Here is an 11,603-nt window from a genome sequence, read left to right as displayed (position 1 = left end):
GGATCAGCGCAGCGGAGCCGGGGACTCGGCATCGGGCACCAGCAGGCGCGGACGGCCTCCGCCGTCGGCCGGGACGGCCCAGACGTCGGCGTGGCGCGCGTCCCGCGCCACGCCGTACATCACGGTGCGGTCGTCGAGCCAGGCCGGCTGGTCGTCGACGTCGCGCGTCTCGGCCAGCGGGGTCTCGGACATGGTCGCCAGATCCAGGACGGCCAGGCGCCACGTCCCGCCGGGACGGGGTTTCTTGAACGCCAGCCGGGTGCCGTCGGGCGAGAGGGAGGGGCATTCCACGTTCTCGCGCAACGTCCGCACCCGCCGCGCCGCGAAGTCGCCCTCCACGAGGTACGGCCGGCCGCCGGTCGACATGGTCGCGTAGAAGCGGTTGTCGTCGGCTGCGAACGTGATCCCCCAGAAGTTCACGTCGGCGGCCTCGTACGGCCGCCCGTCGAGGGTGACGGCGAAGCTCTCCAGGGTGCCCACCACGGTGCCGGTGCGGGTGTCGAGGACGCCGGAGCGGGTGGAGAACCCACCGGTGCCGGCGTAGGAGTCGCCCTGGACGAACACGGTCCACGACACCATGCGCCCGCTCGCCGACACCCTGGCCCGGCTGGGGACCCCGGCGAAAGGGCTGGACCAGGTCTGCCGCAGGTCCGCGTCGAACACCACGGTCTCGTAGGAGCCGGGCGCGTCCACCTCCTCGCGCAGGCAGACACCGGTGCCACCCGCCGCGTACGCACGGACGCAGGACAGGTCGAGGACGTCGCGCCCGCCCGGCCCCGCGACGACGAGCCTGCCGTACTCCGGCCCGTCGGCGGTGCCGCGCGCCAGCACGCCGGGCCCGGCCGGCACCCGGGCGGCGGAGGCTCCCATGGACGCGGCCCCGGGCGGGGCCGCGGACGGGGCCGCGGCCGGCCGCGCACCGCCGGACAGCCACGCGAACCCGACCGCCACCCCCACCAGGACGACGGTGGCCACGACCGCGACGGCGATCCGGGCCCTCACCGCAGCCACCGCCCGCACAGCGGGAGCGCGAGCGCCGCACCACAGGCGGCGGCCCAGCAGGCGGCGGACGCCCCCCACACCTGCCAGACGGTGCCGAAGGCCGTCGAGGAGACCAGGTAGGCCAGCGCCTGCCCGGTCTGCACGACCGCCATCCCGCTGGTCCGCCACCGTTCGGGCACGACCGGCCCGGCACACGCCATCAGCACCCCGTCCGTCGCGGCGTAGAAGGTCCCGTAGAGCAGCAGGATCAGCGGGATGGTGCCGCCGCCCGTCGCCAGCAGCGCGTACACGCTCAGCAGTGCCGCGCATCCCACCATCACCGTCGTACCGCGGCCGACCCGGTCCGCGAGCCAGCCCATCGGCGTCGCCAGCAGCAGGTAGGCCAGGTTCGTCCCCACCGCCAGCAGGGGGAACCACATGATCGGCAGGTCCTCGCGGCGCTGCAGGAGCAGGTAGACGAACCCGTCGCCGACCGTGACCAGGCCGAGCAGGACGGCGGCCAGCCACACCCGCCGGAACCCCGCGGCTCCGAGCAGCCGCCACGGCGGGCTCCAGGTCCGCCGCTCCGCCCGCGGGACCGGCTCGCGCCGGTCGCGCACGAACAGCACCAGCAGCAGCACCCCGAGGGCCGCGGCGCAGAAACTCGCCACGAAAACCGCCGAGAACGCCTGACCCGAGCCGGCCAGCGCCAGCACCCCGAGCGCGGCGAGCGGCCCGAGGAAGGCGCCCACGCCGTCCATCGTGCGATGGACCCCGAAGGCCCGTCCCAGCAGGGGCGCCGGAACCGACAGTGTGATCAGCGCGTCGCGCGGCGGGGTGCGCAGCCCCTTGCCGATCCGGTCGGCCGCCAGCGCGCCGCCGATCCCCGCGGCGGACGGCCCCGCGGCGAGCAGGCCGAGCCTGGCCAGGGCCGACAACCCGTACCCGAAACCGGCGACCGCCTTGCGCAGGCGCCATCGGTCGGCCGCGTACCCGCCGCCGAGCCGGAACAGCGCGGTCATCCCGGCGTAGAGCCCGTCGACCATGCCGTACTGGACCATGCTGAAGTGCAGCCCCAGCACGAGATAGGCGGGCAGGACCGCGGTCACCATCTCGGCGGACACGTCGGTCACCAGGCTGACCATGCCCAGCGCGAGCACGTTGCCCGAGAGCAGGCGGCGGATCGGGCCGTCCGCCCGTGGCACCGGCGCGACCCTGGCGGTCGACAGGTACACGTGGAAATCCCTTCTCCATGAGTTCGGCGGATCCCGCCGGCCGGGCCGGCCGTGCGAAGCGGTGATCGGGCGGCCCGCGCCGGGGCAGGTCACGCCCGGTCGCGGCAGGCCTGCGCGGTCACCCGGGGGCGGATCAGTTACACGGGACCGGTCCCCCGCTGTCGAGGATCTCGCCGTCGTCCCGCACGAACTGCCACGAGTAGCTACCCGCGGCCAGGGTGAGCTTGAGGACCCCGTGTGCCTGCAGGCGCTTCTCGCTGTTGGCCCGGATCGTGCCGAAGGGCTTCGTCGAGGCGCCTCCGGTCCCGACGACGAACTCCCGGATCCCCGACGACGAGGCCTCGGCGGTCGGCTTCTGCTTCGCGAACCGCTCGTAGTCGTGGTCGTGGCCGTTGAGCACCAGGTCCGCGCGCGCGGCGTACAGCGCGTCCCAGAACGGTTGCATGTTGGGGAAGTTGCCGTGCGAGGAGCCGGAGCTGAACATCGGGCGGTGCCAGTAGGCCAGCACGCACGGCTTGGTGGTGGCGCTCAGGTCGTTCTGGAGCCAGGTGACCTGCTCGCTGCCCGCGCTGCGGCTCGTCTCGGAGTTGAGCGACACGATGTGCCAGTTGCCCAGGTCGAAGCTGTACCAGCTCTTCCCCGCGGGCCTGGCCGCCGTGCCGAAGTACTGGAAGTAGCCCGCCGCGCCGTCGCCGAGCCCGTACTCGTGGTTGCCCGGCGTCGGCCTCGTCTTCGCCTTGAACCGGCCCCAGCTCGGCGCGTAGTGGGTGGTGAACTCCTGGTAGGTGCCGTTCTCGTACTGGTTGTCGCCCAGGGTCAGCACGACCTCGGGGTTGATGGCGAGGACCCGGTCGGAGGTGCGGGTATGCGCGCAGCCGCTCTCCTCGCAGGTGGTGGCGATGTCACCGGCCGCCACGACCACGTGCTCGCCGCCCTGGCCCTGGTCGGGGCCGAGCGCGGCGGTCTCGCTGATGCTGGCCCAGGATCCCTCCTGGCTCTGCCAGAAGGAGATCCGCACGTAGCGGGCGCTCACCGGCGCGGCGTACGGGTAGCTCTCGAACCCCGCGGTGCTCCCGGAACTGCGGCCGGCCCAGACCTTGGTGTAGGTCGTGCCGTCCGTGGACGTGTAGATGTTGAAGTCGTTCCACCGCAGGTTGCCGCGGTGCCAAGCGATCTTCAGGCCGCACATGGTGCGCGCCTGGCCCAGGTCGAGGATCAGGTGCGCGCCGAGCCCCTCCCCGGACCACCTGGTGGTCAGGTTGCCGTCGACCGCCTGCCCCGGCGGGTTCACCTCCTCCCAGGTGCTGGCCGTCACCGCGGAGACCGGCTGGGCGGTGGTGCAGCCGGGGATGACCGGGACGACCGTCGAGGGAACGTCGTCGGCTCGCGCGGCGCCACCCGCGCCGAGCACCGGTATCAGGAGGAGCGCGCAGAGCGCCGCCCACACCCGTTTCGTTCGTGGCATGCGTGATCTCCCTGTCGGCAGTGGGGTGTCCGGCCGGGCCGGCGGGTCGGCGGCCCGGCCGGTGGGTCAGGAGGTGGCGAGCGCGGCGGCTTCGGCGATGCTGGCCCAGCCGTTGCCGGCGGAGCTGTTCCACCACGAGATGCGGACGAACCGGGCCTGGCGCGGCGGGAAGCGGTACGGCTCCGGGCTCAGGGTCGATCCCGAGCTGCGCCCCTCCGCCGCCTTGGTGTAGGTCGCGCCGTCCGGGGAGGTGTAGACGGTGTAGTCGTTCCACCGCCCGTCCCCCTGGTGCCAGGCCACGTCCACCCCGCACACCGGGCGCGAGGCGCCCAGGTCGAGCACCAGGTGCGCCCCGTACCCGCTGCCCGACCAGCGCGTCGCCAGGTTCCCGTCGATCGCGTTCGAGGGCGGGTTGATCTCCTCCCAGGTGCTGGCGGTCACACCGGCGGGGGCGAGTTTCATCGGGCAGGGGTCCGCCTGGCCGGCGGGGTCGATCTCCCGGACGCTGAGCTTGGTCACGTCGACCTCGGTGGCGTCGTCCCAGCGGAACGCCGCCTTCGGACCGCCCCAGGTCACCTGCTCGGTGCGGGTGCCGCCGCAGGGGTTGCCGGTGTCGATGGACCAGCCGCCGGTGTCGTCGCGGGTCGTGACGCGGGTCCAGGTGCCGTCGTTCTCCCGGTCGAGGTAGGCCTCCAGCCGCACGCCGCCGGGGATGTTGTACATGACCGTCTTGAAGCCGACCGTCTTGCCCTTGATCGAGGCGCCGCCGTTGACGTAGGAGCCGTCCGCGTAGCCGTCGCCGCCGTGGTGGTAGATCTCCTTCTCGAACTTGACGGCCCCGTCGGCGTAGCGCAGGTTGCCCTTGTAGGCGGTTCCCCAGCACGCCTCGGGGGCCCGCCCCTCACCGGTGTGCCGGCCGCCGCGGGCGTACCAGGTGAAGGCGTCCCCGTCGTCTTCGCCTTCGACGTAGCGGACGTATCCGGTGATCTCCACGTCCCGCCAGTCGTTCCGGTCGTGCATGTGGCCGTCCGTGCGCAGGTCGGGCTGGTACCAGGTGAGGTCGTCCTCGTGCTCGTCCTCGTCGTAGGTGGTCGTGGAGACGCCGAGCCGGGTCTTGACGTTCCGCACCGTGAAGGTGCCGTCCCCGTTGGGCTCCAGGCTCGTCCCGTCGAGACGGGGGTCGCTTGAGGGGTCGGCCGACAGGTGCCAGACCTGTCCTCCGGCCTTGGTGGGATAGATCATCGCCACGCCGTCGACCGGGTCGGTCCCGGCCACCGCCACCGGAGAGGCGGCCGGGACCGACGCGCGGGGATCGGGGGTGAATCCGGTGAGCAGCATGGCGCCGGCCGCGGCCAGCGCGGTCAGCAGAGGGAGGGTGCCGGGTCGTCGCATGGGGAGTCGCCTCTCCGCGGGGGGAAGTCGCCGGGGTGCTCCCGTGCCGCGGGGACGGCGGCACGGGAGCGGCGGGACCGCTCCGGGTCAGGTCGGGGACACGGAGCGGCCGGGTCGGGAGCCGGAGCCCGGATCAGCCGGATCGGGGATCGGGCCCCGGACCGGCGGGGTCAGGCCGGAGACGCGTCTCAGGATCCGAGGACGGCCGCCTCGGTGATGCTCGCCCAGTCGTTCTGGGGGTTCTGCCAGAAGGCGATCTTGACGTACCGGGCGTCGCGGGGGCCGTTGGTGAACAGCTCCTCCTCGGGCGCGAGCGTCGTGCCCGAGCTGCGCCCCTCCCAGGCCTTGGTGTAGGTCACGTTGTCCGGCGAGGTGTAGACGGTGTAGTCGTTCCACCGCTTGTCGCCGAGGTGCCAGGCCACTCGCGTGCCGCAGAGGCGGCGCGTCGTTCCCAGGTCCAGGATCAGGGCGGCGCCGAAGCCCTGCCCCGACCAGCGGGTGGACAGGTTGCCGTCGACGGCCTGCGCCGGCGGGTTGATCGCCTCGTGGGTGGTGGCGGACGCGCTCGCCACGGGGACGGTGGCCGCGCAGGCCGGGCCGCCGGTGCCGCCGGGGCTCACGTCGGCGTAGGTCGCCCGCTGGTCACCGAGCCGCAGGGCGTCGTAGAACATGACCCGCTGGCTGGTGTCGGACGGCTTGCTCGGGTTGTTCCAGTCCCACTTGTAGATCCCGAACTTGAAGTACGGCGAGCGCGGGCCCCCCGGGTGCGTGGCGCCCGTGCGCTGCAGGACCATCTGCCCGCCGCGCCACACCTCGAGCAGCCCGGAGCTGTCGGTGCGCCACTTGACGTGGAAGACCCAGTCCGTCCACGTGCCGGTGGTGTACCGGCCGAGGTCGATGATGTCTCCCCGGAAGTCGATCTTCCAGCGTCCCTCGTCGGTGAGCAGCGCCAGCGGCGGCGAGCCGCCCGGGCAGTCCCTGTCGCACTGGTGCCACTGGCTCACGATCTCGGCCGAGACGTCGTGGGCCCAGCTCGCGGGCAGATTGATGCTGAAGCCGTACCATCGCTCGACGTTGAGAGGCTGCTCGTCGCGCTGGGTGATCTCGGCGCGCTTGCTACTGGAGTGGATGGGATCGTCACGGTTGAGCTGGAACCGCGCCGCGTAGGAGCCGTCCCGCACCGGGCCGGTCACGACGGTGGCACCGTGGCTAGCCACCCAATGCTTGCCGAAGCCGCTGGGCGCGGCCGCCGGCATGGTGCGGTCGGCCGCGTTCTCCCAGTCCAGCGTCCTGAAGACGCCCGCGGGATCGGCGCTCGCCGGCTGCGCGGGCAGGGCCGAAACCCCTGACGCCATCGCCAACGTCGCCGCGGCCAGTACCGCGACTCTCTTCCATATCACTGTCATCAGCTCCCCAGTGGCGAAACCGGCCCCCACCGCTCGGGTGCGGGCCGCGTGTCGGCCGGTGTCCGTTTCCGACAGGGTCCACGGGTGATCGGTGACAGTCATGAGTAAGTGATGCTCATTCGGATCTCCGCCGCCCGCCCTCCCTTTTACGCCGCGTCACGGCGTGGTGACGGAGGCGGGCGCGGTCTCCTGAGGTAAGAACCTGTGCGGGCCGCTCCTCCTTACCGCGGAGGAGCCCGGACTCGTACACGGGGGATCGTCCATGCTTCACAAGACCTGTCTCGCCCTGGTTGTCGCAGCCGGCACGGTGATGGCCGGAGCCGCGACCGCCGCGACCGCCGAGGCGGCTCGGTGGCCCTGGCCGAAGGCCGACGCCGTCATCCAGGACACGGCCGGCAGGAACGTCGGCGTGCTGCGCATCGAGCACCGGCTGTACAACAAGTCCCGCGTCACGATCAAGGTGAGGAACCTGCGTCCCGGCCACCACGGCCTCCACATCCACGCCAAGGGGCTGTGCGACCCCGACTCGACCGACCCGGTCACCGGAAGCCCCTTCTACAGCGCGGGCCCGCACTTCACCCTCCGCTCGGCCGCGCACGCCGGCCACTCCGGCGACCTGCCCAACCTCCTCGTCGCGGAGGACGGCACCGGCGAGGCCACCGTCGTGACCGACCGCTTCCGGGTGGGGCAGCTCTTCGACCGCGACGGCAGCTCCATCGTGATCCACGCCCTGCCGGACAACCACGCCAACATCCCCGACCGCTACACCCACCCCGCCGACTCCACCGGCACCAGGGGCCCGGACGCCGAGACCCGCAAGGCGGGCGACTCCGGCGGCCGCATCGCCTGCGGAGTGATCACCAGGCGCGAGTGAATCACCAGGCGCCGGACTGCCGCCCCGGCCGCCCGCCTGGCGAGCAGTCCGGTGTGCGCGGCGAGCGACTCGCTGCGCGCGTCGGCCTTGCCCGCCCGTTTCCCGTGCCTCCGGACGGCCCGGCTAGTCCGACGGGAGATGGACGGTCAGCCACTCGACGAGAGGGGTGAGGTCGCGCCAGACCACGCGGACGCGGTCGAGGACCTCGGGGGTGTGCACCCATGGCTCGGGGTCGAAGCGGCGGCCGGCGTGCAGCGAGCGGTGGCGGAGCAGGTCGAGGCGGGGATGGTCGTCCGGGACGCCCCGGGGACGGGTCTTGAGACGGTCGCCCTCGACGGCGTAGCCCGCCGCGCGGATCTCGGCCACGATCTTCGCCAGCGGGACACCGCTGATCTCCTCGTCGACCGCCTCGCGGTAGCGGGTCAGCCGGTCGCCCTGCGCGGTGTACAGGCCGGCGCCCACGTGGAGCCCGGCGGCGTCGAGCTGGACGTAGTAGCCGACGGCCTCGGCGGTCGCGACGTAGGCGCCCTGATGGGTCTTGTAAGGCGACTTGTCCTTGGAGAAGCGCACGTCGCGGTGCGGCCGGAACAGGTGCACCGGCCCGAACTCGGCGGCCAGCTCCTCCCCCAGGGCGGCCATGGGCTCCTTCACGGCACGGTCGTAGACGTGCCGGTGACGCGTCCAGTAGGTCTTGGAGTTGTCGGCCTCGAGGCCCTCGTAGAAAACGAAGGCCTCGTCGGGGAAACCGCTGAAGCTCATGGCTTCCATCGTGCCATCGGGCTCCGACGGTTCCCGCCCGACCGCCCCGCGCCGGGTCCGGCCGGCCGGGCGGGCGGGCGGGCGGCGTCAGCCACGGTTGTAGTACTTCCTCCCGGGCTTCAGCGGCCTGCCGCCGTACAGCTCCGAGAGCGTCACGAACGTGTACCCCCTGGCGGCGAGCCGCCTCAGCAGCCGGGGCACGGCCGTGACCGTGGAGGGGTGGATGTCGTGCAACAGGACGATGGAGCCCGGCCTGATCCTGGCCGCCCGCCGCACGACGACGGAGACCTTGCGGTCACGCCAGTCGAGCGTGTCGACGTTCCACAGGACCTGCGCGAGCCCCTGGCGGCGGCTCTCGGCGGTGACCCTGAGGTCGGTGGCGCCGTAGGGCGGACGCATGACGGTCATCCTGACCCCGGTCGCCTGCTCGACCACGAGCTGGGTGCGGAGGAGTTGCCAGCGGATCCGCGCCCTCGACAGTTCGGAGAGCACCGGGTGGCTCCACGAGTGGTTGCCCAGCTCGTGTCCCTCGGCCACCATCCGGCGGACGGTGCCGGGGCCGTCGTCGACCACCATGCGGCCCAGGACGAAGAAGGTCGCCCTGGCCCGGTGCCTGGCGAGGACGTCCAGCAGGGGACGGGTGTACGGCCCCGGGCCGTCGTCGAAGGTCAGCGCCACGCACTTGATCCTCCGGCAGTTCACCCGGCGGGCCGCGGGCGCGGCGGGAAGGCCCTCACCCGGCCGGTACGCCCGTTCGCCGTCCGCTCCCCCGCGCTCCGTCGCCGGGAGCCGGCCCGTCGCGGGGACGGCGGGCGCGGAGGCGGCGGGTGCGGAGGCGGCGGGTGCGGAGGCCGCCGGTCGCCGTTCCCGATCCGCCGGGGCGATCGGGGAGGCGCATCCCGCAGCCGCCAGCAGCACCATTGGAACGATCCACAGCCGCATGCCATCCCCCGGCCGGCAGTGCGAGGACTGCGAGCAACGCCCCGGCCGCGTCCCCCGCAAGATCACGGCCAGGCTCCTGACAAGGATGGAACATCGGCCGCCGGTTCTCCGTAACCGACGCGCCACACGAGTGCCATATCCAACAGATGTGTACCCAAATACCGAAATTTCACCTCTTTCCCGACATGTAAGTACCCCACCGGCAGCCGGGCGGCGCGGGGCGTCAGCGGTCGGGCGTCTCCCGGGGCTCGGTGACGACCATCATGAAGCGCAGCGGGACGTCGCCGTCGTTGGCGTACCGGTGCGGCCGGTCCGCGCTGAACACCACGGCGTCGCCGGTCTCCATGGTGTGACTGCCGCCGTACACCGACAAGGTCAGCCGGCCCTCCAGCACGGTCAGCATCTCGCGGGTGCCCGGGGGATGGGCGTCGCTGTCGCGGTGGTCACCCGGGGCCAGCCGCCAGTCCCACAGTTCCAGAATGGCGGGAGCGTCGGTGCCGACCAGCAGGCGCGCGGTGCTCGACGCGCCGTGCGGGAAGGTGACGACGTCGGCGCTGTGGACCACCCGGACCACGGGCGTGTCGGATACCTCCACGATGCGCGCGACGGTGACCCCGAGCGCATCGGCGATGCGGGTGAGCGTGGAGATGCTCGGGTTGGTCCTGCCCTGCTCGACCTGGACCAGCATGCCGCGGCTGACCCCCGAGCGGGCGGCGAGTTCGTCCAGGGTCAGCTGCCGGTGCGCCCGCTGGGCCCGCACGTTGTTGGCGATCGCGGCGGTGATCGTCTCTGGGTCCATGGGTTCAGTGTAGTGAACCTGATTTGCACTACATTGCACTCTCTGTATTGTACTAGTAGTGCAACCTATTGAACTGGGGTGAAGAGTGACGGCTGCGGTGCTGGCGACGGTCTGCGCGGTGGTGTACGGCACCGCCGACTTCTTCGGCGGCCTGGCCACCCGTCGCTCCCGGGTGCTGGCGGTGGTGCTGCTCTCGCAGATCGCCGGCCTGGCGCTGCTGGCCGCCCTGCTGCCGGTGCTGCCCGGAGTCCTCACGACCGAGGCGCTGGCGTGGGGCGCGACCGCCGGAGTGTCCGGCACCACCGGGATGGTGCTGTTCTACCGGGCGCTCGCCGTCGGGGTGATGTCGGTGGTCGCCCCGATCACCGCGACCACCTCGGCGGCACTGCCGGTGCTGTTCGGGCTGGCCACCGGGGAGCGGCCGGAACCGGTGGCGCTCGGCGGGGTGCTCCTCGCGCTGGTGGCGGTGCTGCTGGTGAGCCGCGACTCCTCGGCCGCCGCGTCCGGGCGGGGCTACGGCCCGGTCCTGGCGTCGCTCGCCGCGGGCGCCGGTTTCGGCGGCTTCTTCGTCCTGCTCTCCCAGGCGCCCGAGGGCGCCGGCATGTGGCCGCTGCTCGGGGCGAGGACGACCTCGATCGCCCTCATCGCGCTGCTGGCCCTGGCCACCCGCAGGCCGCCGCGGCCCGGCCCCGGCACGCTGCACGTCATCGTGGCGGCCGGCACCCTCGATATGGCGGCCAACGCGCTCTTCGTCCTCGCCCAGCAACGGGGCATGCTGAGCCTGGTGGCCGTGCTGGTCTCGCTCTATCCGGCGAGCACGCTGCTGCTGGCCCGGTACGTGCTGGGCGAGCGGCTCAACACCGTCCAGGTGGTCGGGATCGGCTTCACCCTCGCGGCGGTCGCGTTGATCGCCGGCGGCTGACCGTCCCGGAGAACCCGGACGCCCCCGGACGGGATCCCCGGAACCGCCGGCGCCGTGAGCACTCTTACGGCCCGCACCCGGGACGGGTGCGGGCCGTAAGGCCGAGGGTCGATCTCGAAGGGACCGGCCGGGACGGACCGGGGCGGAGGGTCAGGCGGCCCGAGACTGCTCGGGCACGCGCAGGCCCGCCTCCTCGCGGGCGTAGTCGGCCAGCATGGTGCGCAGCTGGCGTCGGCCGCGGTGCAGGCGGGACATGACGGTGCCGATGGGGGTGCCCATCCGCTCGGCGATCTCCTTGTACGCGAAGCCCTCGACGTCGGCCAGGTAGACGGCCACGCGGAAGTCCTCGGGCAGGGCCCGCAGGGCGTTCATCACCGCGCTGTCGGGCAGCTGCTCCAGAGCCTCGGTCTCGGCGGACTTCAGACCGCTGGACGTGTGGGACTCCGCGGCGGCGAGCTGCCAGTCCTCGATCTCCTCGGTGGCCGAGAGCTTCGGCGAGCGCTGCTTCTTGCGGTAGTCGTTGATGAAGTTGTTGGTCAGGATGCGGTGGAGCCACGCCTTGAGGTTCGTGCCCTCGCGGAACTGGTGGTAGGAGGTGAACGCCTTGGCCACGGTCTCCTGGACCAGATCCTCGGCGTCGGCGGAGTTACGGGTCAAACGCATCGCCGACGCGTAGAGCTGGCCGGTCACCGGCACGACATCACGCTCGAACCAGTCCTGACGCTGCTCATCCGTCATCGTGATCATTCGATCCCCCTCGTGCTCTTCCCCCCATTGCCGCCCCGCGGAGGCGCGACGCACCCGTTCCGGCGGCGTAGCACATGCTCG

The 11,603-nt window shown here is 72.4% G+C and carries 11 protein-coding genes; 2 read left to right on the top strand and 9 right to left on the bottom strand.

What is annotated here, in order from left to right; translation table 11 throughout:
• Nucleotides 1–3: 3 nt before the first annotated feature.
• From ABD841_RS03550 to ABD841_RS03530, 5 genes are all read right to left on the bottom strand, one after another.
• Nucleotides 4–1,002: a TolB family protein gene (locus tag ABD841_RS03550; RefSeq protein ID WP_344967763.1), complete on the bottom strand. Its 999-nt coding sequence runs from the start codon at nucleotides 1,000–1,002 to the stop codon at nucleotides 4–6.
• Nucleotides 999–2,216: an MFS transporter gene (locus ABD841_RS03545; RefSeq protein ID WP_344967761.1), complete on the bottom strand. Its 1,218-nt coding sequence runs from the start codon at nucleotides 2,214–2,216 to the stop codon at nucleotides 999–1,001. Before ABD841_RS03545 ends, ABD841_RS03550 begins: the two co-directional genes overlap by 4 nt.
• A gap of 133 nt (nucleotides 2,217–2,349) precedes the next feature.
• Nucleotides 2,350–3,681 (bottom strand): discoidin domain-containing protein, encoded by a 1,332-nt coding sequence (locus tag ABD841_RS03540; RefSeq protein ID WP_344967758.1) that lies wholly within the window; start codon nucleotides 3,679–3,681, stop codon nucleotides 2,350–2,352.
• A 66-nt stretch (nucleotides 3,682–3,747) separates the two neighbouring features.
• Nucleotides 3,748–5,073 carry a discoidin domain-containing protein gene (locus ABD841_RS03535; protein ID WP_344967756.1) on the bottom strand — a complete coding sequence of 442 codons (1,326 nt, stop codon included), beginning with the start codon at nucleotides 5,071–5,073 and terminating at the stop codon, nucleotides 3,748–3,750.
• A gap of 188 nt (nucleotides 5,074–5,261) precedes the next feature.
• Nucleotides 5,262–6,479, bottom strand: a complete 1,218-nt coding sequence (locus ABD841_RS03530) for a heparin lyase I family protein (protein WP_344967754.1) — start codon at nucleotides 6,477–6,479, stop codon at nucleotides 5,262–5,264.
• A gap of 262 nt (nucleotides 6,480–6,741) precedes the next feature.
• On the opposite strand from ABD841_RS03530, the gene ABD841_RS03525 reads away from it, so the two are divergent.
• Nucleotides 6,742–7,353 (top strand): superoxide dismutase family protein, encoded by a 612-nt coding sequence (locus tag ABD841_RS03525; RefSeq protein WP_344967752.1) that lies wholly within the window; start codon nucleotides 6,742–6,744, stop codon nucleotides 7,351–7,353.
• Between the two features lie 123 nt (nucleotides 7,354–7,476).
• Here ABD841_RS03525 and ABD841_RS03520 read toward each other — a convergent pair whose 3' ends face one another.
• The 3 genes from ABD841_RS03520 to ABD841_RS03510 form a co-directional block, all read right to left on the bottom strand.
• Nucleotides 7,477–8,112 (bottom strand): DUF2461 domain-containing protein, encoded by a 636-nt coding sequence (locus tag ABD841_RS03520; RefSeq protein WP_344967750.1) that lies wholly within the window; start codon nucleotides 8,110–8,112, stop codon nucleotides 7,477–7,479.
• Nucleotides 8,113–8,199: 87 nt separating this feature from the next.
• Nucleotides 8,200–9,033 carry a polysaccharide deacetylase family protein gene (locus tag ABD841_RS03515; protein ID WP_344967748.1) on the bottom strand — a complete coding sequence of 278 codons (834 nt, stop codon included), beginning with the start codon at nucleotides 9,031–9,033 and terminating at the stop codon, nucleotides 8,200–8,202.
• Between the two features lie 244 nt (nucleotides 9,034–9,277).
• The gene (locus ABD841_RS03510) at nucleotides 9,278–9,853 is read right to left on the bottom strand and encodes a helix-turn-helix domain-containing protein (protein ID WP_344967747.1); all 576 of its coding nucleotides are present in this window, start codon (nucleotides 9,851–9,853) and stop codon (nucleotides 9,278–9,280) included.
• An 85-nt stretch (nucleotides 9,854–9,938) separates the two neighbouring features.
• On the opposite strand from ABD841_RS03510, the gene ABD841_RS03505 reads away from it, so the two are divergent.
• Complete coding sequence (locus ABD841_RS03505) at nucleotides 9,939–10,775, top strand: EamA family transporter (RefSeq protein WP_344967746.1); 837 nt, start codon at nucleotides 9,939–9,941, stop codon at nucleotides 10,773–10,775.
• A 150-nt stretch (nucleotides 10,776–10,925) separates the two neighbouring features.
• On the opposite strand, the gene ABD841_RS03500 is transcribed toward ABD841_RS03505, so the two are convergent.
• Nucleotides 10,926–11,522 carry a sigma-70 family RNA polymerase sigma factor gene (locus ABD841_RS03500; RefSeq protein ID WP_344967745.1) on the bottom strand — a complete coding sequence of 199 codons (597 nt, stop codon included), beginning with the start codon at nucleotides 11,520–11,522 and terminating at the stop codon, nucleotides 10,926–10,928.
• Nucleotides 11,523–11,603: the final 81 nt, after the last annotated feature.

Source organism: Streptosporangium fragile (assembly GCF_039534445.1).
Classification (GTDB): Bacteria; Actinomycetota; Actinomycetes; order Streptosporangiales; family Streptosporangiaceae; genus Streptosporangium; species Streptosporangium fragile.
Note: the sequence above shows the minus strand (reverse complement) of the source record. Positions and strands in the feature narration are given on the sequence as shown.

Excerpts from the sequence above, each read along its gene's own strand:
- ABD841_RS03510 (WP_344967747.1), bottom strand. The coding sequence starts at position 9,853 with ATGGACCCAGAGACGATCACCGCCGCGATCGCCAACAACGTGCGGGCC.
- ABD841_RS03535 (WP_344967756.1), bottom strand. The coding sequence starts at position 5,073 with ATGCGACGACCCGGCACCCTCCCTCTGCTGACCGCGCTGGCCGCGGCC.
- ABD841_RS03520 (WP_344967750.1), bottom strand. The coding sequence starts at position 8,112 with ATGAGCTTCAGCGGTTTCCCCGACGAGGCCTTCGTTTTCTACGAGGGC.
- ABD841_RS03530 (WP_344967754.1), bottom strand. The coding sequence starts at position 6,479 with ATGACAGTGATATGGAAGAGAGTCGCGGTACTGGCCGCGGCGACGTTG.
- ABD841_RS03540 (WP_344967758.1), bottom strand. The coding sequence starts at position 3,681 with ATGCCACGAACGAAACGGGTGTGGGCGGCGCTCTGCGCGCTCCTCCTG.
- ABD841_RS03515 (WP_344967748.1), bottom strand. The coding sequence starts at position 9,033 with ATGGTGCTGCTGGCGGCTGCGGGATGCGCCTCCCCGATCGCCCCGGCG.
- ABD841_RS03500 (WP_344967745.1), bottom strand. The coding sequence starts at position 11,522 with ATGATCACGATGACGGATGAGCAGCGTCAGGACTGGTTCGAGCGTGAT.
- ABD841_RS03525 (WP_344967752.1), top strand. The coding sequence starts at position 6,742 with ATGCTTCACAAGACCTGTCTCGCCCTGGTTGTCGCAGCCGGCACGGTG.